Source organism: Acinetobacter sp. FDAARGOS_559 (assembly GCF_003940475.1).
GTDB lineage: Bacteria > Pseudomonadota > Gammaproteobacteria > Pseudomonadales > Moraxellaceae > Acinetobacter > Acinetobacter baumannii.
Map to the genome: position 1 here is coordinate 2,426,050 of NZ_RKJG01000005.1, position 19,584 is coordinate 2,445,633.

General features: G+C 40.1%; 21 protein-coding genes. 6 read left to right on the forward strand and 15 right to left on the reverse strand.

Annotated features, from left to right (window positions below; all coding sequences use genetic code 11):
• Positions 1-48: 48 nt before the first annotated feature.
• On the reverse strand, positions 49-1,050 hold the full coding sequence (ribF, locus tag EGS71_RS13160; protein ID WP_000771825.1) for a bifunctional riboflavin kinase/FAD synthetase: 1,002 nt from the start codon (positions 1,048-1,050) through the stop codon (positions 49-51).
• 208 nt (positions 1,051-1,258) lie between these two features.
• Between ribF and EGS71_RS13165 the strand changes: the two genes are divergently transcribed.
• The gene (locus EGS71_RS13165; RefSeq protein WP_000828377.1) at positions 1,259-2,392 is read left to right on the forward strand and encodes a TDT family transporter; all 1,134 of its coding nucleotides are present in this window, start codon (positions 1,259-1,261) and stop codon (positions 2,390-2,392) included.
• An 80-nt stretch (positions 2,393-2,472) separates the two neighbouring features.
• On the forward strand, positions 2,473-3,039 hold the full coding sequence (locus EGS71_RS13170; RefSeq protein WP_001090741.1) for a 5'-nucleosidase: 567 nt from the start codon (positions 2,473-2,475) through the stop codon (positions 3,037-3,039).
• 34 nt (positions 3,040-3,073) lie between these two features.
• Here EGS71_RS13170 and EGS71_RS13175 read toward each other — a convergent pair whose 3' ends face one another.
• The 12 genes from EGS71_RS13175 to ubiG form a co-directional block, all read right to left on the reverse strand.
• Complete coding sequence (locus EGS71_RS13175; RefSeq protein WP_001186827.1) at positions 3,074-3,694, reverse strand: TetR/AcrR family transcriptional regulator; 621 nt, start codon at positions 3,692-3,694, stop codon at positions 3,074-3,076.
• Between the two features lie 260 nt (positions 3,695-3,954).
• Positions 3,955-4,755 carry an ABC transporter ATP-binding protein gene (locus EGS71_RS13180; protein WP_000183291.1) on the reverse strand — a complete coding sequence of 267 codons (801 nt, stop codon included), beginning with the start codon at positions 4,753-4,755 and terminating at the stop codon, positions 3,955-3,957.
• A gap of 13 nt (positions 4,756-4,768) precedes the next feature.
• Complete coding sequence (gene ssuC / locus EGS71_RS13185) at positions 4,769-5,566, reverse strand: aliphatic sulfonate ABC transporter permease SsuC (protein ID WP_000031024.1); 798 nt, start codon at positions 5,564-5,566, stop codon at positions 4,769-4,771.
• Entirely contained in the window at positions 5,563-6,738 is a 1,176-nt protein-coding gene (gene ssuD / locus EGS71_RS13190) for an FMNH2-dependent alkanesulfonate monooxygenase (RefSeq protein ID WP_000689552.1), read from the reverse strand. Before ssuD ends, ssuC begins: the two co-directional genes overlap by 4 nt.
• 26 nt (positions 6,739-6,764) lie before the next feature.
• A complete protein-coding gene (locus EGS71_RS13195) occupies positions 6,765-7,748 on the reverse strand; it encodes a sulfonate ABC transporter substrate-binding protein (protein ID WP_001164668.1) in 984 nt (327 codons plus the stop codon).
• A 71-nt stretch (positions 7,749-7,819) separates the two neighbouring features.
• Positions 7,820-8,788, reverse strand: coding sequence for a sulfonate ABC transporter substrate-binding protein (locus EGS71_RS13200; protein ID WP_001173276.1), 969 nt, complete (start codon positions 8,786-8,788; stop codon positions 7,820-7,822).
• Between the two features lie 333 nt (positions 8,789-9,121).
• Positions 9,122-10,477, reverse strand: coding sequence for an amino-acid N-acetyltransferase (argA, locus tag EGS71_RS13205; RefSeq protein ID WP_001142457.1), 1,356 nt, complete (start codon positions 10,475-10,477; stop codon positions 9,122-9,124).
• 120 nt (positions 10,478-10,597) lie between these two features.
• On the reverse strand, positions 10,598-10,918 hold the full coding sequence (locus EGS71_RS13210; protein ID WP_000724539.1) for an RcnB family protein: 321 nt from the start codon (positions 10,916-10,918) through the stop codon (positions 10,598-10,600).
• A gap of 222 nt (positions 10,919-11,140) precedes the next feature.
• Positions 11,141-11,551: an RcnB family protein gene (locus EGS71_RS13215; protein ID WP_000732887.1), complete on the reverse strand. Its 411-nt coding sequence runs from the start codon at positions 11,549-11,551 to the stop codon at positions 11,141-11,143.
• A 217-nt stretch (positions 11,552-11,768) separates the two neighbouring features.
• On the reverse strand, positions 11,769-12,515 hold the full coding sequence (locus EGS71_RS13220) for a YciK family oxidoreductase (protein ID WP_000877608.1): 747 nt from the start codon (positions 12,513-12,515) through the stop codon (positions 11,769-11,771).
• 65 nt (positions 12,516-12,580) lie between these two features.
• Positions 12,581-13,282 (reverse strand): HAD family hydrolase, encoded by a 702-nt coding sequence (locus EGS71_RS13225; RefSeq protein WP_000973871.1) that lies wholly within the window; start codon positions 13,280-13,282, stop codon positions 12,581-12,583.
• The gene (ubiG, locus tag EGS71_RS13230) at positions 13,279-13,992 is read right to left on the reverse strand and encodes a bifunctional 2-polyprenyl-6-hydroxyphenol methylase/3-demethylubiquinol 3-O-methyltransferase UbiG (protein WP_000080757.1); all 714 of its coding nucleotides are present in this window, start codon (positions 13,990-13,992) and stop codon (positions 13,279-13,281) included. Before ubiG ends, EGS71_RS13225 begins: the two co-directional genes overlap by 4 nt.
• Positions 13,993-14,171: 179 nt before the next feature.
• Here ubiG and EGS71_RS13235 point away from each other — a divergent pair, with 179 nt between their 5' ends.
• On the forward strand, positions 14,172-14,789 hold the full coding sequence (locus tag EGS71_RS13235) for a thiol:disulfide interchange protein DsbA/DsbL (protein ID WP_000737567.1): 618 nt from the start codon (positions 14,172-14,174) through the stop codon (positions 14,787-14,789).
• A gap of 77 nt (positions 14,790-14,866) precedes the next feature.
• On the opposite strand, the gene EGS71_RS13240 is transcribed toward EGS71_RS13235, so the two are convergent.
• Both EGS71_RS13240 and EGS71_RS13245 read right to left on the reverse strand, forming a co-directional pair.
• Positions 14,867-15,514 (reverse strand): TetR/AcrR family transcriptional regulator, encoded by a 648-nt coding sequence (locus EGS71_RS13240; RefSeq protein WP_001047027.1) that lies wholly within the window; start codon positions 15,512-15,514, stop codon positions 14,867-14,869.
• 136 nt (positions 15,515-15,650) lie between these two features.
• Positions 15,651-16,289: a TetR family transcriptional regulator gene (locus tag EGS71_RS13245; protein WP_000027529.1), complete on the reverse strand. Its 639-nt coding sequence runs from the start codon at positions 16,287-16,289 to the stop codon at positions 15,651-15,653.
• 173 nt (positions 16,290-16,462) lie between these two features.
• On the opposite strand from EGS71_RS13245, the gene EGS71_RS13250 reads away from it, so the two are divergent.
• From EGS71_RS13250 to rph, 3 genes are all read left to right on the forward strand, one after another.
• On the forward strand, positions 16,463-17,488 hold the full coding sequence (locus tag EGS71_RS13250) for a ferredoxin reductase (protein WP_002009520.1): 1,026 nt from the start codon (positions 16,463-16,465) through the stop codon (positions 17,486-17,488).
• Positions 17,489-17,518: 30 nt separating this feature from the next.
• A complete protein-coding gene (locus EGS71_RS13255; RefSeq protein ID WP_085946135.1) occupies positions 17,519-18,661 on the forward strand; it encodes a fatty acid desaturase family protein in 1,143 nt (380 codons plus the stop codon).
• A gap of 158 nt (positions 18,662-18,819) precedes the next feature.
• Positions 18,820-19,536, forward strand: a complete 717-nt coding sequence (gene rph, locus EGS71_RS13260; protein ID WP_001217232.1) for a ribonuclease PH — start codon at positions 18,820-18,822, stop codon at positions 19,534-19,536.
• Positions 19,537-19,584 lie beyond the last annotated feature (48 nt).

Genomic DNA, 19,584 nt, shown 5'->3' on the forward strand with positions numbered 1-19,584 from the left:
CAGTTTAATCAGCTTGGGAGCCGACATGTTTTACAATCAAAATTCGAATTAAAAAGGAAATTGTGTCGTGTCGTTACGATATTGTCGTAATTGCTGCACGTCATTATCAATTCCTGCCTTAAGTGCTTCAAGCGAAGGGTAGTTCAATTCACCATGAAGATAGTGAAGAAAAGTCACCCGCATAAATAAGCCATACAGATTAGCAGAAACATCAGGGAAATGTACTTCTAATCTCCACTCTGGATGTTCTTGCTGAATGGCTGGACGTGTACCGACATGACCTGCACCATAGAGGCTGTTTTCATGATATCCGGCAATTCCGGGCTTTTCAGGATTATCCTGAAGCACTTTTTGAGTTAGCGAAGTTGTTTCGCAAATGACTTCAACGCCATAAATACCATTTAAACAAGGCTTATGGCGGTTGAGACGAACATTAATCGTTGGGAAATCTAAAGTTCGTCCAATTTGGTCGCCATATTGAACACGACCGGTAATACTGTACGGACGGCCTAATAATTTAGCTGCTAAAGCGAGATTACCCACTTGAAGCACTTGGCGAATACGAGTTGAACTGACGCGTTCACCTTCGAGTTCAATCGTATGTAAATTTGTGACTTGAAAGCCGTAATTCTTTAAAAATTCGCTATTGCCTTGTCGGTCTTTGCCGAAATGAAAGTCATCTCCTAAAACCAAAGCTTGAGCATTTAATTTGTCTTTTAATAAATCTGCAAACTCAGAAGCACTCATGCTACGGAAATGCTGGTCAAACTTGGCAACCGCAATGTAATCCACCCCAAGTTCAGCTAGATATTCAACTTTTTCCCGTAATGAATTAATACGAGGTGGGGCATCGTAGCCTTTAAAGAACTCAAGCGGTTGGGGCTCAAAAATCATGACCAATGTTTTTAAGCCTTGTGCTGCAGCAATTTTTTTGAGTTGAGCAATCATCGCTTGGTGACCTAAATGGACACCATCAAAATTACCAATAGTTACCGCTGTTTGTGGTAACTGGAAATTGGGCGATAACGCATTAAGACGAAGCAGTTTCATGAACTTAAAATATGGCTATTTTTGCAAGGGCTATATATTGCCATAATCTCACAGATTCGTCTTGTTGTTGTGTTTTTACTCAGGTATTTTTCAATACGAATATTTTTTATATCTAAAAAAATGATGAATTAAATAAAAATAAATCAATTTTTCTTATTATTAATTTATCCTACTATAGCCTCATCCACTCTTTGATTAGAGACTTAAGATGAAAAGACCCTTTTACCAATTAAATCAAAGTAAAGATGTTATACGGCATTTTACCCCAAATTGGTTTACAGCAACTATGGGTACTGGCGTGGTCAGTATGATTTTAATTCAGCTTCCATTTGCCAAATCATTTTTATTTATGCTGGCTACGCTGTTATGGCAATTTAATATTGTTCTATTTAGTGTTTTTTCAGTTCTCTATTTATTGCGGTGGTTACTCTTCCCGCATGAAGCGAAGCAAATATTTAATCATCCAAATATGAGCTTGTTTTTAGGTGCTATACCGATGGGGCTTGCAACCATACTAAATGGCTTTTTAAGCTTCGGAATCGGACTTTACGGCGAAGTGGCAGTTCATATCGCCCAAGCTTTGTGGTACATCGACGTTTTTTTAGCACTAGCAATTGCATGGATCGTACCATTTTGCATGTTTAGCCGTCAGAATCATCAGCTACATACCATGACTGCAATTTGGTTGTTACCTGTAGTTGCTTGTGAAGTCGCAGCAAGTTCTGCGGGCATGTTGGTTGCACATTTACCAACAGATGTGCATAGCTTTCATTTATTGTTAGCGGGTTACGTACTTTGGGGAATCTCTGTTTTACCTGCATTTGCCATTTTAACGATTTTAATGTTGCGTATGGCTTTGCATCAGTTACCAGAAAAAGAAGTCGCGATTTCTAGCTGGCTTTCTTTAGGCCCGATTGGGACAGGTGCTTTAGGCCTATTGTTGCTAGGTGAGCAGGCACAAAGAGTATTTGTAAATGTTGGCTTTCCTGAGTTGGCCCATGTATTTCAAGCCTTGGGCGTTGTGGGTAGTCTGGTACTTTTAGGCTTTGGGTTATGGTGGCTTGGCCTTGCGATTTTAACAACACTTCGTCATGCAAAGACAGGTATTCCATTTAACTTGGGTTGGTGGGGCTTAACCTTCCCATTTGGTGTGTTTATTTTGGCTTTATTTAATTTAGGTCATCAGATTGAAGTTGTATTTTTACAATACGTCGCTGTGGCATTCAGTATTTTATTATTAGTGATGTGGAGCGGGGTAATGAAGAAAACCTTAGCCGGAGCATACAGTGGCAAGCTATTCTTCTCTCCATGTTTGGTGGCTTTACAACAAAGAATGCAGTAAAGGTGAAAAGGTGCAAAAAGCTTTTGCACCTGATTTATACTTACTTTCTAATTTTGTTAATTCTGATTTGAGCTTTTTGAATGAACACAGATACCGCTTTAATTATGGCACTTCCCAACGAGTCTAAAGGTTTATTCGAGCAAGCAGGTATCGAAGTCCATTACAGTGGTATTGGTAAGATCAACGCTGCTTTTAAAGCGTTTGAAGTTATTCAAAAAACAGACTGTAAAACTTTAATTAACTTAGGTACAGCAGGAAGTTCATCTTTTAATCGGCACGATTTAGTAGAAATAAAAACTTTTGTACAACGCGATATGGACGTTTCACCTTTAGGATTTGAAGTTGGGGTAACGCCGTTAGATGACCACTTGGCGGCTGAAATTCATCTCCAAACGCATTTTGCGGATTTACCAAAAGGAATTTGTGGGACAGGGGACTCATTTGAAACGGGTCAGCCGAAGGTCGCTTGTGATGTAGTCGATATGGAAGGTTATGCGTTAGCAAAAGTTTGCCACAAGTTAGGTGTACGTTTAATTTCGGTGAAATATATTACTGATGGAGCAGATGATACGGCTCATTTGGATTGGGAAGAAAACTTATTATTGGGTGCACAAAAGCTTTTAGCACTTTATCAAAATCATTTCTAAAAAAAGATCGGCAAATTTGCCGATCTTTTTTATTTTAGCGAGGTAATACACCGTAGAGCATCATATGTACCGTATGCTCAATCGAACGCTGGAACATACTGCGGTTACGAAGCGTTTTCCCGGTTACCATTTCCATTTGAGTTGCAAAATCGGCATAATTTTGCGTAAGACCCCAAATATTGAGAATTAAAAGTTCCGGGTCGATATCCGGTGAAATTTTTCCTTGCTCTTGCCAAGTTTGAATGACCTTAGCTTTGCGCTTAAATAGCTTTTTCAAGGGCCCTTTCAGTATAGGCAAAATATGCGGTGCCCCTTGAATAATTTCTAAAGCAAATAGTCGCGAAGCTTTTGGTTGGCTACGAGAAAGTTCGATTTTTTGAATTAAATAATGAGACAAGGCTTCGGCTGGTTCTAACTCAGCTTCTAAGGTTTGTAAGGGAGCTAGCCATTTTTGTAAAACTGTGGTCAGCACTTCCACATATAAAGACTCTTTATTTTCATAGTAATAGAAAATATTCGACTTATGCATGTCAGCGAGTTGGGCAATTTCATCCAGACTTGCGCCACTGAACCCATATAGTGAAAACACATCAAGGGCGGCAGCAAGAAGCTGATTGCGCTTTTGGGTACTCTTCTTTTGTTCCATTTGCTGCATAAATTAAAAAGATAGTGTTCCCATTGTAAGGTAAATCGTTTGATTTGTGCACAGGTGTCTCACTTTTTTAGTGAAAAAACGGATAGTTATTTGAGCAATAGATATACTATTGTGCAAAAAATAGAGAGATTCACTAGTTTATTGTTATTCTTAAAAATATTTTTTAATCTTCGCCCTAAAAAAGAGCAATAAATCATCAGTTTTATTGCTCGTTAATTGGGCATTTTTCGGTTGAATGGTTCTCATTACTCATCTCAACCTTAAGTGGCTAAAACGGCATCGAGTACTTGTTGTTCAAGCTGAGCAAAAGTAATGCTCTTTTTCCGTGGACGCGGCAAATTAACTTGAAAACTTTGAGCAATCTGACCTTTATCTAACAATATAATGCGGTCAGCCAGTTGCACTGCTTCACTTACATCGTGTGTAACTAAAATGGCAGTAAAACCTTGCTCTTTCCATAAACGTTCAATCAAGCTTTGCATCTCAAGACGAGTTAACGCGTCTAATGCACCCAAAGGTTCATCTAACAATAAAATACGGGGAGTATGAGATAACGCACGGGCTAGGGCGGTACGTTGTCGTTGTCCACCAGAGAGCTGTGAAGGCCATTGTCCCGCTTTTTCTTTTAAACCTACTTTTTCTAATAATTCTTCTGCCAAAGCATGTTGCGATTTTGGTAGCCCAAGTTGAACGTTCTGAAGAATATTTCTCCAAGGAAGTAACCGTGGGTCTTGAAACATAACCCGTATGTCATCGTTAGTAACACCTTCACGCAAATGTCGGGCAGATTTAAATTTTATTTCTCCAAAACTGGCTTTTTCAAGTTGGGCAATTAAGCGCAATAAAGTACTTTTACCGCAGCCACTACGACCAACAATAGCTAAAAATTCACCCGGTTGAATATGAAGGTTAAGATCTTCAAGAACTTTAACTTCACCATAAAACTTATAAAGCTGTTCAATCAGAATCTCTGCGCCTACCACAGGTTCTTGTGACTCTGAATGGTTTTCTGGAATGAGCTCTACGTCATTCTGATTAATATTTAAATTCAGATTTGTCATATTTTAGGCTCCTTTATTTTTGATAACCAGCATGCCAGCGTAGTAAATAACGTTCCAAAAGTTGCGCTAGAACATCGGCTAATTTGCCTAATAGGGCATAAAGAAGAATACCGACCAGAACCACATCAGTTTGCAAAAACTCTCGTGCATTCATAGTCATATAGCCAATACCTGCTTGTGCTGAAATAGTCTCAGCTACAATGAGCAGCACCCAAACCAGACCTAAAGCAAAACGTAAACCAACTAAAATCGAGGGCATCGCACCTGGTAGAATAATTTCTTTGTAAAGCTGCCAACGTGAAAGACCATAGCTTTTACCCATCTCAATTAATTGTGGATCGACTGAACGGATACCGTGATAGGTGTTGATATAAATAGGGAAGAAGACTCCGACCGCCACCAAAAATAATTTGGCTGTTTCATCAATACCGAACCACAAGATAACCAGTGGAATAAGTGCTAATGCTGGGATGTTACGAATCATTTGCAAGGTTGTATCGAGCAGGGTAGAGGCGAAACGCGAAGACCCATTGAGCAGACCTAATAGCAAACCTAAACCACCACCAATAAATAGTCCGAGTAAGGCCCGTCCTGTACTGACTTTAACGTGCTGCCAAAGCTCGCCGCTAATGAGTAGATGCCAAAAAGCAGAAACGACAGCCGTAGGAGCCGGCAGAATACGATTTTCTAAAAGGCCTGAACTCGATGCAATTTGCCAGACAACCAATAGAACAATCGGGAAAATCCAAGGCAGCAGACGCTGCCCGACTTGCTTCGTTCCACGTGAAACAATATTTATATCTTTGCTCATGCAGGCTCCTTGACGGAACTATTTTGTTTCTTCTCGTCTGGAACATAGTTGTTGGCAATGATTTCACCGAATGGACCGGTTAAGTTTGGTTGAGCAAGTTTAGCTCGGGTCTCGATTGGTAATAATGGGAATACTAACTCTGCAAAACGGATTGACTCTTCAAGGTGTGGATAGCCTGAGAAAATAAAGGTATCGATACCTAAATCCGCATATTCTTGAATACGTGCAGCAACGGTTTCAGGATCGCCGACAAGTGCTGTACCTGCACCACCGCGGACTAGACCGATACCTGCCCAAAGATTTGGGGATACTTCAAGTTTGTCTCGATTACCGCCGTGTAGAGCCGCCATACGTTGCTGACCCACGGAGTCCATTTGTGCAAATTTTTTCTGTGCTGCAGCAATAGTTGCATCATCCAGATATTGGATAAGCTCGTTAGCTGCTGCCCATGCTTGTTCATTGGTTTCACGAACAATGACATGCAAACGAATGCCATAAGTTAATTTACGGCCCTTAGCCTCAGCTTTGGCACGAACATGTTCGATCTTTTCTTTTACGGCTGCTGGTGGTTCACCCCAAGTTAGGTAGGTGTCGACTTGCTCAGCCGCGAGTTCAACAGCGACATCTGAAGAACCACCGAACCAAAGAGGTGGATAAGGCTTTTGTACAGGTGGGTAAAGTAGTTTTGCATCATCTACTTGTAAGCGTTCACCGTGGAATGTAAAAGCTTCACCCGTATGTGAGCGTGTCAAAATTTCACGCCAGATTTTTACGTATTCATTGGCTGTTTGATAACGCGTTGAGTGATCTTCATATAAACCATCACCACGTAGTTCTGCTTCATCACCACCAGTCACTAAGTTGAGTAGAACACGACCATTCGACAAGCGGTCAAATGTTGCAGCCATACGAGCTGCCAACGCTGGTGTTGTTACCCCCGGACGTAACGCAACTAAAAACTTAAGGTGTTGAGTTGCATCGATTAGGCTTGCCGCCGTAATCCATGGGTCTTCACATGAACGGCCCGTTGGAATAAGTACACCTTCGTAACCCAAGTTATCTACTGCCACAGCAATTTGCTTCATATAGGCATGGTCAACCTGACGAGCGCCTTTACTTGTACCTAAATAGCGACTATCACCGTGGGTAGGAATAAACCAGAAAATTTTCATGTGCATTACCTATATATCTATTGAAGTTACTTGGCACCCCAAACAGCTTGTTTAATGCTGATTGGTTTAGGGATGATGCCTTGTTGAGTAAAGATGTCTGCAAGCTGCTGTTGTTCAGCAATGACTTTGCTGTTAAGTGGAGCTGCCGATGATGGGCGTGGACGGCGTTTAATAAATAAGTCACTGGTCGCAGGTTTTAAGCCTGTACTTTGGCCAATCGCACTTGCCGTTTCGACTTGATGGCTTTGGACCCATTTGTCAGCTTGATTGATCTGCTTGATGAGTCCTGGAACAGCTTTTGGATATTGCTTAACAAAATTTGGAGCGGCTAAGTAAAAGGTATAGTTCGGGCTTAGACCTTTACCAGATGCAAGAACACGAGCTTGGTCTTCTAATTGTGCTGAAGCGTAGTACGGATCCCATATTGCCCATGCATCAACAGCTCCTTTTTGGAATGCAGCGCGGGCATCGGCAGGTGTGAGCCAAATTGGCGTAATGTCGCTCCATTTTAAGCCTGCTTTACGTACGGCCTGTACAAGTAGGTAATGTGAGCTAGAACCTTTCTGTAGCGCAATACGTTTACCTTTTAGGTCCTTAAGCTGTTTTAGTTGTGAGTTTTTGGGAACTAAAATTGCTGAGGCCAATGGTTTGGCTGCTTCATAAGCAATGTAATATAAAGGCTTGCCAGCGGCTTGAGCGTAGACCGGGGGCGTGTCTCCAGTAACGCCAACATCGAGTGAGCCAACAGCTAAGGCTTCTAAAATTTGAGGGCCAGCGGGGAACTCATTCCAAGTGATTTTGGCATTTGGAAATTCTTGTTCAAATAGTTTTTGCTGTTTGGCAATCGCGAAGTTAATCGAACTTTTTTGAAAACCAATACGAAGTTCTTTCACTGTTGGGTCAATTGCCCAAGCAGGTGCTGCGATTGTGAAACCTAATACAGCGACCGCGCTAAAGCGCTTAACTAACTGAGTCCACTGACTCTTATTAAATAATGACTGATGTTGCATATTGATATCCTTGTTCCCTTAACACAAGGCACAGCATTTATATCGTTATTTAAGCTGTGCCCAAGCTGGGTTTATTTCAGTTTTAAAATGGCTTCTTGAATGGTGAGCTTGTTGGGAATGAGCTTTTGCGCGTAGAAGGCATCAGCTACATATTGTTGTTCTTGAGCTACCTTGTCAGATATTGGCTGAACTCCAAAACCCATACGTGAAATGGAGGTTTTGAGTACATCGAACTCAAGTGCCGTAGGTTTTTCGAGTAGCTTGGCAGCCTCATCTTGGTGTGTGCTGACCCATTGGGTTGTCTGGTTTAGCGTTTGTACAACCGTGTTCAGAACTTTTGGATTATTTTCTGCAAATTTACGATCAGCTAAGTAGAACTGATGATTGCTTACCAAGTTTTCACCTGTTGCCAGAACGCGGGCCTGAATTTGATGTTCAGCTGCTGCAAAGAACGGATCCCAAATCACCCATGCGTCGACAGCTCCTTTTTCAAAGGCTGCACGCGCATCTGATGGTGGTAAATAAACAGGTTGAATATCACTTAAGCTCAAGTGATTTGCTTCTAAGACTTTTAATAAAAGGTAGTGAACATTCGAACCTTTATTCAGTGCGACACGTTTTCCTTTTAAGTCTTTAATAGACTGGATTGGAGAATCTTTTTGTACCAATAACGCTTCTGCTTTTGGTGCAGCAGGTTGATTTGCAACATAAACTAAATTTGGATTGGCTGCTTGAGCAAAAATAGGTGGTGCTTCACCTGCTTCGCCTAACGAAACACTTCCTACATTTAGGCCTTCAAGTAATTGAGGTCCTGCAGGAAACTCGACCCATTTCACTTGTACGCCTTGATCTTTGAGCGCTTTTTCCAAGTCACCACGTGCTTTTAGAATAGGAAGGATGCCATATTTCTGATAGCCGATATTTAAAGTTGTTGTGGTGTGCTCCTCTTTTTTGGCACAACCACCTAGCATCATCACTCCCGCAAGGCTGGCAGCAATGACTGAATATTTTGCCCATGAAGTGGAATTAAAAAGTGCCATGTGGTTTCGTGCTCCCCGAAAGAGAAAAAGAAAAATAATTGGATGAGCAGATACCCTAAAGGGATTTTTATTTCGTAAAAAATAAATATTCAGTCTTTATTTATGCAAAAAAAAGCTAAAAACTTTCGGCGATAAACTTATGCAAAAAAATGATTTATTGAACAGAATAATATTTATAAAAAGATATTTAAGTATATGTAAATAAAATAAAAATTATTAAAATAGCAAAATTTAAAGATTTAAAAAAAGTACAACCATACATTAATTACCTTTATAGTTGTACTTTTTAGACTAAGCTTATCTGAAATAAGAATATCTTAAAAAATGCATAGTCTAGGGAAGCAATTTTTTAAAGACTAAAGAATTTCTTTGATAGTTATAAAGTGCCTGACGGGCATTTGGTAAGTCATCCACACTCACCTGATGGAAACCGTGCTCTAAGAACCAGTGCGCGGTACGGGTGGTTAAAACGAACAATTGACGAATGCCTTGTTGTTTGGCCTTTTCTTCGAGAAATTGCAGAATTTGGCTGCCACGGTTCGATTTACGATAACTTGGGTGTACTGCCACACAAGCAATTTCTGCTGAACGTGTTTCATTAAACTCAGTCGGAATTGGATAAAGGGCAGCGCAGGCCAAAATCATACCGTCTCGTTCAATGACAGCGAACTGGTTAATTTCTTGTTCTAAACGCTCACGTGAGCGATACACCAAAATGCCTTCTTCTTCTAATGGGCGTAAAAGGTTCATTAATCCGCCGACATCTTGAATATGCGCCATACGAACTTCTTCATAATGCGCATCGGTAATCATGGTACCCACACCATCACGCGTAAAGAGTTCTTCAATAAGTGCACCATCATAAGAATAAGAAATTAGATGGACACGATGTACACCCGATAAAGATGCTTTTTTTGCTTCTTGCAAATGTAGGGTTAGGGTTGGGTGTGTGGTTTGGTATTGTTGAATATAGTAATCAAGCTGGTGTGGGCTTAATTCACGCAGTAATTGCCCATCTTCGTTAGGTAAACCTTGTTGCTCACCTAAAAAGATTAATTTATCTGCCTTTAAATAAGTCGCAGTTTTGGTTGCAACTTCTTCAGCTCTTAAATTAAATACTTCACCTGTGGTTGAATAGCCCGTTGGGCCAAGTAAAACAATATTATTGTTATCAAGATGACGTTCAATCGCGTCAGTATCTATTGAACGAACTTCGCCTGTAAGCTGAAAATCCATTCCTTCACGAATACCATAAGGTTTAGCGGTTACAAAATTACCTGATACGACATCTATTCGAGCGCCATACATTGGAGAGTTGGCTAAGCCCATAGATAACAATGCTTCGATTTCTAACCGAATAGATCCTACAGCACTCATAACACAGCTTAAAGATTCGCGTGTAGTAATACGGCAGTTATCATAAAAAGGGGTTTCAATCCCTTTTTCTTTAAGGTTGTGATTAATTTGTGGACGTGCGCCATGCACTAAGATTAAGCGAATGCCAAGAGAATGTAATAAGGCAATATCGTGAATAATATGTTCGAAATTAGGATCGCGGACTGCTTCACCGCCAAACATTAAAACAAAAGTTTTATCACGATGCGCATTGATGTAGGGTGCTGAATGTCGGAACCAATGTACATAATGCTGGGTATTATTATGTGATTTCTCTAAAGACTTAGTTGGCATACCGATCTCGAATCAACAGCAAAAAGATATAAAGAGGATTCTAAACAAAAAAGATTAAAGCCGCATGTTTTAGATAAAAAAACACCCAAATTAGCTTTGGGTGTTAGATGTTTTATGAACTTAACGAATTACTTTAATAATTTTATGGCTTTGCTCATTTACGAGTACATAATTTCCGTTCACCTTATACCATTTTTGATAACGTCCTGGCTTAGTCAATTTCTGGTGTGAGCGGTAGTCAATGACATAACGTGGATGTTGGTATTGATGCGGTACGACTTGGCCTGCACGCCAGATATTCGCATGGTCATCTTTATGGATAACTTTAACTGTTTTTGTCTCATATCCTTGGTGGTGATAATGGTCGTGAGGCGCAGCCATTGCTGTTGTTGCGATTAAACCACTCATTGAAAGAACAATTGCTGTTGTTATCTTTTTCATCGTAAACCTCGAATGATCTATTAAATTTCGATAATTGAAGATTAGTGAAAAATTACAGATAAATCGTGAAGGCGAAGAATAATAAATGTGAAAATTTTCTATGAAATAAGAAGAAATTTAGAAGATTTAAATTTTTATATCATATTGATATAAAAATAAAAAAAGGATAAAGCCGATCAGCTTCATCCTTTCCTACTAAGCGATAGTGAGGAGCTATCTATCTTAGAAACCGCGAATACTCACAATACTGTTAGAGTCCGTGTCGACTAAAATATAGTCATTGTTAATTTTGTACCACTGCTGGTTACGATCGGGTTTAGGTAAGTTATTGTCTTTATAGTCGACTTTATAACCATTACCACGATAGTGCTGTGGCATCACATAACCTGGCTGCCAACGATGTTGTTTCAGACGCTCAAAGCCACGTTCCTCACGCATACGGCGTTCATCGCGAACACGATCACCATTATCGTCACGGTCAAATTTATGCCCACGATCATTCCATTCACCACGAGGTCCGCCTTTAGGACCTTTCGGGCCATGTCCTCGGTCAAAAGGAGGATCAGCAAAGCTTGCCATACTGGTGGTCAGTACAGTGATGCAAAGGGCTAAGATGGTGAACAACTTTTTCATGATGCATCCTCGTTTACATCTGATGTCTCTCATGTTGAATACTGTACGCGCAAAATGCAGAGAAACTGTGAAGATCATTTAATGCTTCAATTAAAATTACGGATAAATCCAGCGTTTTTCTCAATAATAAAAAAGGCTTGTATATATCTTTTCAGGTATAACCAAGCCAGATGTGATGATCGGCTATAAATTATTTTAGCTTTTCATCTGTAATTATTTAATCCTGTGCATCAATACTTTGTCCATTGAGCGTTAAGCTATCTTCACCCATTAAATAAAGATAAGCCGGCATGATGGACTCCGGTGTTGGTAATGTTTTCGGATCTTCTTCAGGATAAGCTTTAGCACGCATGGCAGTACGTGTAGCCCCTGGGTTAATACAATTAAAGCGAATATTTGGATAAGTATGCTCAGCCGCAAAAATCTTGCTCACCGCTTCAATCGCGACTTTCGAGACAGAATACGCACCCCAGAGCGCGCGTGCCTCACGGCCTACACCTGAGCTGGTAAATACGACAGAAGCGTTTTCTGACTTTTGTAATAGCGGTAATAAAGCTTGGGTTAAAGCAAAAGGTGCACGTAAATTGACTGCCATCACATCATCCCATACTTCTGCTGGATAATGTGCAAGTTCTACCCGCTCACCCAAAATACCCGCATTGTGCAAAATGCCATCCAGACGACCAAATTGTTTTTCTAGTGTACTTACTAAAAAGTCATAATCGCGATCGGAAGCACTCGAAAGCTGGAGGGGTAAAATAGCAGGTTGAGGTGCGCCTAAACCTTCAATTTCATCATAAATTACTTCAAGTTTATTTAAGGTTCTACCATGCAAGACGACAGTTGCACCATGTAAAGCATAACTGAGAGCCGCAGCTCGCCCAATTCCATCACCAGCACCAGTGATTAAAATAATTCGATCTTTGAGTAGATCCGGACGAGGTTGATATTCTGAATATTTCATTGGTAAACCTCCTTCTTTTTATATTGATATAAGTAACCGTTAAAAAAACTTATAAAACTCTTGTGTTAACTTATCATACGCTGATTTTCCTGTAGAGCAGGAAGCTTTTGACGTAACAACTCGTGTAATTCTGTCACCGTATTTACAATCGAATCGGCTTGCCAAGCGTTTAAATCATCCCGATGTTCGATAGGTAAATAGCCATAAGCTGCCAAGATGGTATACATATCAGCATTGCGACCAGCATCGATATCACGTGGGTGATCCCCCACATAGATGATCTCATTTGCCGGGATATTTAACTGCTTTGCAGCCAAATACATTGGTTCCGGGTCTGGCTTGGTTTTAGAAACATCTTCAGGACATACCAAAACCGCACAGCGTTCTGTCAGGTTTAACTTTTCTAGAAGAGATTCACTTAAACCACGTGGTTTATTGGTGACAATACCCCACGGAATTTGCTGAGCTTCTAACTCTTCTAAAAGTGGATACATCCCTTCAAACAGGTCAGTATCGACAACTATATTATTACCATACAAATCTAAAAAATTTTGTCGATGTGCCAAGAAAATTGGATTGGTCACATCCAGCTCTGGGTAGACCAATTTGACCATGGCACGGGCACCTTCAGACACTTGTGTACGAATAAGATCGGCTTCTACAACAGGGCGTCTTGCATCACGGCACATTTGTTGAATAATACGAATAAAGTCGGCAGCCGTATCGATGAGAGTGCCGTCTAAATCAAATAAAACAGCTTTCATCATGCACCTGTCTTTATTGTGTGAACCATATAGTTAACATCAACATTTGGTGCTAACCAATAACGCTTCGTAATTGGGTTGTAGTGTAAGCCCGTCATTTCTTTTAACGTTAAGCCTGCATTACGAATGTCATGTGCCATTTCAGATGGGCGAATAAACTTGTGATAATCATGCGTACCTTTTGGCAGCATGCGCAGCACATATTCAGCACCAATAATGGCGAATAAATAAGATTTCGGGTTACGGTTGATGGTCGAGAAGAACACATGGCCACCTGGTTTAACCAAAGTCTGACATGCTTTCACAATGGATGCCGGGTCTGGAACGTGTTCCATCATTTCCATGCAAGTGACCACATCATATTGGCCTGCTTGTTCTTGTGCCAATTCTTCAACTGGAATTTGACGATATTCAATATTTTGAACATTTTCTTGTTGAGCATGCAAACGGCCTACAGCTAAAGGCGCTTCACCCATATCAATGCCCAGTACATCTGCTCCACGACGTGCCATGCTTTCAGCCAAAATCCCGCCGCCACAGCCGACATCAAGTACTTTTTTACCAGCAAGGCCACCTGCACGTTCATCAATCCAGTTTAAGCGTAAAGGATTGATTTGATGAAGTGGGCGAAATTCAGAATGTTGATCCCACCATTTGGCAGCAAGTGCTTCAAATTTTGCGATTTCTTGTAAATCAACATTCAATTGCGACATGGTGTCACCTCTAAACTTGGGTTATCTTTTTGATGTAGTTCGCCGTTAGTGTAGCGATTATTGGGAAAAAAGCGATAAACCCAATAAAAAACTTCACAGAAGCAAAACGAATTTAGCATATTTGTTTTATATTTAGGGCATAAGCTAATGCATAACAACTTAGAGGAAAAGCTGTAACAATGAAAAAATTGGTTTTGGGTGGTTTGAGTGCAGCAATTATGGCCGTATCGGGTAGTGCAATGGCAGCAGATTTTGTTGCTGGTAAAGACTACACCGTAATCGCCAATCCAGGCAAAGTGGAAGTACCGGGGAAAATCGAAGTTCGTGAGTTCTTTTGGTATGGCTGTCCGCACTGTTTTAAACTTGAACCACATATGCAAACGTGGTTAAAACAAATTCCTAGTGATGTACGTTTTGTGCGTACGCCAGCAGCCATGAACAAAGTATGGGAACAAGGGGCACGTACTTACTATACATCTGAGGCATTAGGTGTACGTAAGCGCACGCATTTACCATTATTCCATGCAATTCAGGTGAATGGTCAGCAGATCTTTGACCAGGCTTCTGCGGCTAAATTCTTTACTCGTTACGGTGTGCCTGAACAAAAATTTAATAGCACTTACAACTCATTTGCTGTAACTGCAAAAGTTGCCGAGTCAAATAAACTTGCTCAACAGTACCAATTAACAGGTGTTCCTGCTGTAGTGGTAAATGGTAAATATGTTGTACAGGGTGAAGATGGTAAAGTTACCCAAGTCCTTAATTACTTAATTGAAAAAGAACGTAAGGCAAAATAAAAGTTTATTGCTTTAAAAAGGGCTTCTTATGAAGCCCTTTTTTATAAAATTTATTTCATAATCACGAAATAATTCAATTAATTTTGAGAATTCTCGTCTTCTATCTGAAAATTTAGCGCATCAAAATTGGTGGTTTGGGTAGGTAGTGATAAGGCTTGGTTAATATATAAATTAATTAATTTTTGGCGAGAACCAATCGAGCGCTGATAATAAGTTGAGTTTAAAAGCAACGATGCACCGTAAGTGAGTGACCAGATATAAGATAAATAGTCACGAATCGACATATCATAATTTAATGATTTTAAATAACTTTCTGTAATGTCTTTAATCGCTAGAATACGTTGTTGACGAACTTCATAAAGCTCTTCAAAAAGATGCTTCAACTTAGACTCTGTCATCGTCAGATTTTCTTCAAGTTGATGCAATAAAATCGTTTTTCCCGGTGTGAGTAAATGGTGGAGCATGTATCGTGGTGCATATTCTTTAAAATCAGTATTATATTTTTGAGAAATTTCTAAAATTTGTTTTTCATTTTGAATAATCAATTCAAGCAGAAGTTCATTTTTACTTCTAAAGTGCTTATAAAGCGTACCTTTTGCAATATCTAGCTCGGCCACTAATTCATCTAGAGTAATTTCCTGATTGTTTTCTAGTAACAATTTTTCTGCAACGCTTAGAATTTTTTCTTTGCGCATCAAAAACTGTGTATGACGATCAAGATTCATAGGTATTCCCACACCAGTTTGGCCTAACGAATAGTTTACTTCCTGTAAAAAGAAAAAGACTTTTCTCGAAATTTTCGCCTTTTTCTTTCACTCTTTACGTATTAACACATAACCTGTTTTTTGTCATTTGCCAGTTTTACCGTTCCCAGTTAGCAATGCCTCTAAACAGTAAGCGAACTTGTGTAGACGCATTTTCAATAAATGCAGTCTGTTGTTGTTTAAGTTGCTCACCTTGATATTGTTTGGCGAGGTTGAGCCACGTCATTGCCCATGTAAATGACATATTGGTCAAAATGGTAGATAAGACATTTAAGTCTTGAGGGTTTTGAATATGTTTAAAATTTTCGAGTTTAGTCAGATCTGTTGTGAGATCTTCAATCAAAAATTCAATTTCTCTAGCAATGGCTGCACGGACCGTTTCTGAACCACCCCAACGTTCAGCAATCATAAATTGCCACTGTTTAGGGCTATGGTTCACTGCCTGTACAAATAGCTCAATACTGGTTTGGGTTTTTGCAGACTTGTGCTGTAAATAACTCTGGCCGAGTTGATGTAAAACGCTTTTTAAATGTAGGGCAACTTGGTCAACCAACTCTTTCCCGAGTTCATCCATGTCTTGAAAATGACGATAGAACGCTGTTGGCACTAAACCCACTTCACGTGCAACTTCACGCAAACTGATACTACTGAACGAACGCCCAGACGTGCTCAGATGCAAGGCTGCATCGAGAAGTGCCTGACGACTTTGCTGTTTTCGTTCATCCCGTATCGACATTAAAAAAACCTATTTAAACCGTGAGCCAAAGTCTAACAAAAAAGAGCAAACTTTCATAAAAAAAATAGTGAACAAGTGTTGACTGAGTGAACACTTATAAATATAGTGTACATATATTCACTATACGAACATGTGTTCACTCAAATAAATAGCCAGAAACAAAAGAGGAACGTATGAACGCAACACTTAACTACCAACCACATTGGGTTCGAGAAGATTTCGTTGATTTTGTTTTGCAGAAAATTAACGCGACTTGGGCTTGGAAAAGGGTACTTGCAGAAGTTACCGCTGTTCAGCCGCTTCATACCGATATGGTACTGATCAAGCTTAAACCAAATCGTAATTTTAATTTCGATCAAGTTCGAGCGGGACAAAGCATTCTATTGACGTTGCTTATCGATGGCGTTTACCAACAACGTAGCTATTCGATTATTGAAGTAACCACTCAAGGTGAAATCGCTTTAGGTATTAAAGTACAAGGCTTAGTGTCTCGTGCAGCTCAACTATTACATGTAGGCGAGTGTGTTGAGATTTCACAGCCTCAAGGTGATTTTACTTTGCATCAAGGTCAGCGGCCTGCAATTTTAATTGCCTCAGGAAGTGGTATTACTGCAATTTATTCACTCTTGCAGCAAGCTTTAAAACAGCAGCTTGAACAAATCCATGTCATTTATTTTAATCGTGCAGAAATTTTTCATGCCGAATTAAAAGCTTTGGCAGAACAGCATCCACAGCTTCAATATCATTTTTTTAATACCACCGAGCAAAAACAACATTTAACGGAAAGCTTACTACAAAAGCTGGTTCCAGATTTTGCGCAGACTGCGACCTATATATGTGGGCACCACGGCATGATGCAGCAGGCGAATGAAATTTATGCGCAAAAAGGTGCTCAGTCTCAGCTTCACCAAGAATATTTCCAACCACTTCAAGTGACTGGTACACATGCAGCACAGCCTGTTATTTTCCGCCGTGCTCAACACGAGTTTTTAGCTGAAACGAATTTACTTAGCAGTGCAGAGCAAGCTGGTTTACGCCCACAATATGGTTGCCGTATGGGTGTCTGCAATAAATGCAGCTGTACCAAGGTAAGCGGAGTTACTCAAAACCTGTTAACAGGTGAAATTGAAGACCAACCGAACCGTCCAATTAAACTATGCGTGAGCCAGGCATTAAGCCCCGTCACGATTGATCTATAAAAAGAATTAAAGAGGATTAACCCTATGAATATGGCATTAGAATTTTCTACCGTTTCTAAATCTGCTCATTTAACCCCTGAGCAGATTGAAGAATTTGGCCGTCGTGTTGAACAGATTCGTCAAGATGTTATGCAAAGTCTTGGTGAGCAAGATGCAAAATATATCTACAAAGTCCGTAACTTCGTTCGCTATACCGAAATCGCATCACGTGGCATGTTGATGTTTGGTGGCTGGATTCCTCCTGTCTGGTTATTGGGTACAGGTTTACTGGGTATTTCTAAAATTGTAGAAAACATGGAACTTGGTCATAACGTTATGCACGGTCAGTTTGACTGGCTAAATGAACCAAGTCTGAATGGTAATACCTATGATTGGGATACCATTGCCTCTGGTGATGACTGGCGTGAAACACACAACTATGTACACCACACCTATACCAATATTGTCGGTAAAGACCATGATGTCGGATATGGTATTTTGCGAGTAAGCGATCAACAGAAGTGGGAACCTCGTCACCTATTTAATATTCCTTTGGCTCTACAGTTAATGTTTTTCTTTGAATGGTATGTAGGTGTACAAAATCTACATCTTGAAGATGCATTAGTTTATAAAACCAAAAGCTGGAAACAGGTGTGGAAAGATGCGGCTAAGGTCCGTAAAAAAGCAACGCGCCAAGTTTTAAAAGATTATGTGTTTTTCCCTGTGATCTCTGGTCCTATGTTTTTACCGGTTTTTGCAGGCAATGTAGTTGCTAATATTATTCGTAACTTGTGGTCATCTGCTGTGATTTTTAATGGTCACTTTACTGAAGATGCAGAAACGTTTGAGCCGGATAATACCGACACTGAAACTAAGGCAGAGTGGTATTTACGTCAGATTCGTGGTTCAAGTAATTTTAGTGGTACAGAATGGCTTCATTTTATGAGTGGTAATTTAAGCCATCAAATCGAACACCATTTATTCCCAGATATGCCTGCCAACCGCTATAAAGAAGTAGCACCGAAAATTAAGGCACTCTGTGCAGAATACGGCATTAACTACAATGAAGCTAATTTCATGCGTCAGTTCTGGAGTGTATGGGTGCGTTTAGCAAAATGCTCATTACCAAACCACACCACTGCAAAAGTGATGCAGACATTAGAAAAATTAAAAGCAAAATTCAAATTTGCCTAATAGATAGACCAATAAATAGCTCCTAAAAAGGGGCTATTTTTATTTTTAAGTTATGAAAAGTGCAGACTTACATTTGAAAGTAGGGAATAAACTCAACCTGTCAAAATCCTTTGCTATACTATGCCCAAGTTTGTATTTAAGAGAATTTAGGAAGGATTATGCGTATTGACCAACGTGCATTAGACCAATTACGTGAAGTGAAAATTACACGAAACTACACCCGTTATGCTGAAGGTTCTGTGCTGGTCGAATTTGGTCACACCAAAGTCCTTTGTACTGCAAGCATTGATAACTCAGTGCCACGCTTTTTAAAAGGCCAAGGTCAAGGCTGGGTAACAGCAGAATATGGCATGTTACCGCGCTCAACACACTCACGTTGTGATCGTGAAGCTGCTCGTGGCAAACAAACTGGTCGTACTCAAGAAATCCAACGTCTGATTGGCCGTAGCCTACGTGCGATGGTTGATTTGAAAAAGCTTGGTGAAAACACGATTACCATCGACTGCGATGTAATTCAGGCTGATGGTGGTACACGTACTGCTTCAATCACTGGTGCTGCTGTAGCATTGGTTGATGCGATGAATGTTTTACTTGCACAGAAAAAAATTAAGCAAGATCCGCTTAAAGGCTTAGTTGCTGCAATTTCTGTAGGTATGTATCAAGATGAAGTATTGCTTGATCTTTGCTATGAAGAAGACTCGAACTGTCAAACTGACTTAAATGTCGTGATGACACAAGCAGGTGAGTTTATTGAAATTCAAGGTACAGCTGAAGATAAACCGTTTACCCGTGCTCAGAGCAATGCCATGTTAGAAATGGCTGAAAAAGGAATTGCCGAGCTCATTAAAAAGCAACAAGAAGCTTTAGGCTGGTAAGTTTAAGTTTTCTAAAAAACGCATCTTCGGATGCGTTTTTTTATGCCT

Coding starts and splice junctions, on each gene's coding strand:
- ribF (WP_000771825.1), bottom strand. CDS start 1,050: ATGAAACTGCTTCGTCTTAATGCGTTATCGCCCAATTTCCAGTTACCA.
- EGS71_RS13165 (WP_000828377.1), top strand. CDS start 1,259: ATGAAAAGACCCTTTTACCAATTAAATCAAAGTAAAGATGTTATACGG.
- EGS71_RS13170 (WP_001090741.1), top strand. CDS start 2,473: ATGAACACAGATACCGCTTTAATTATGGCACTTCCCAACGAGTCTAAA.
- EGS71_RS13175 (WP_001186827.1), bottom strand. CDS start 3,694: ATGCAGCAAATGGAACAAAAGAAGAGTACCCAAAAGCGCAATCAGCTT.
- EGS71_RS13180 (WP_000183291.1), bottom strand. CDS start 4,755: ATGACAAATCTGAATTTAAATATTAATCAGAATGACGTAGAGCTCATT.
- ssuC (WP_000031024.1), bottom strand. CDS start 5,566: ATGAGCAAAGATATAAATATTGTTTCACGTGGAACGAAGCAAGTCGGG.
- ssuD (WP_000689552.1), bottom strand. CDS start 6,738: ATGAAAATTTTCTGGTTTATTCCTACCCACGGTGATAGTCGCTATTTA.
- EGS71_RS13195 (WP_001164668.1), bottom strand. CDS start 7,748: ATGCAACATCAGTCATTATTTAATAAGAGTCAGTGGACTCAGTTAGTT.
- EGS71_RS13200 (WP_001173276.1), bottom strand. CDS start 8,788: ATGGCACTTTTTAATTCCACTTCATGGGCAAAATATTCAGTCATTGCT.
- argA (WP_001142457.1), bottom strand. CDS start 10,477: ATGCCAACTAAGTCTTTAGAGAAATCACATAATAATACCCAGCATTAT.
- EGS71_RS13210 (WP_000724539.1), bottom strand. CDS start 10,918: ATGAAAAAGATAACAACAGCAATTGTTCTTTCAATGAGTGGTTTAATC.
- EGS71_RS13215 (WP_000732887.1), bottom strand. CDS start 11,551: ATGAAAAAGTTGTTCACCATCTTAGCCCTTTGCATCACTGTACTGACC.
- EGS71_RS13220 (WP_000877608.1), bottom strand. CDS start 12,515: ATGAAATATTCAGAATATCAACCTCGTCCGGATCTACTCAAAGATCGA.
- EGS71_RS13225 (WP_000973871.1), bottom strand. CDS start 13,282: ATGATGAAAGCTGTTTTATTTGATTTAGACGGCACTCTCATCGATACG.
- ubiG (WP_000080757.1), bottom strand. CDS start 13,992: ATGTCGCAATTGAATGTTGATTTACAAGAAATCGCAAAATTTGAAGCA.
- EGS71_RS13235 (WP_000737567.1), top strand. CDS start 14,172: ATGAAAAAATTGGTTTTGGGTGGTTTGAGTGCAGCAATTATGGCCGTA.
- EGS71_RS13240 (WP_001047027.1), bottom strand. CDS start 15,514: ATGAATCTTGATCGTCATACACAGTTTTTGATGCGCAAAGAAAAAATT.
- EGS71_RS13245 (WP_000027529.1), bottom strand. CDS start 16,289: ATGTCGATACGGGATGAACGAAAACAGCAAAGTCGTCAGGCACTTCTC.
- EGS71_RS13250 (WP_002009520.1), top strand. CDS start 16,463: ATGAACGCAACACTTAACTACCAACCACATTGGGTTCGAGAAGATTTC.
- EGS71_RS13255 (WP_085946135.1), top strand. CDS start 17,519: ATGGCATTAGAATTTTCTACCGTTTCTAAATCTGCTCATTTAACCCCT.
- rph (WP_001217232.1), top strand. CDS start 18,820: ATGCGTATTGACCAACGTGCATTAGACCAATTACGTGAAGTGAAAATT.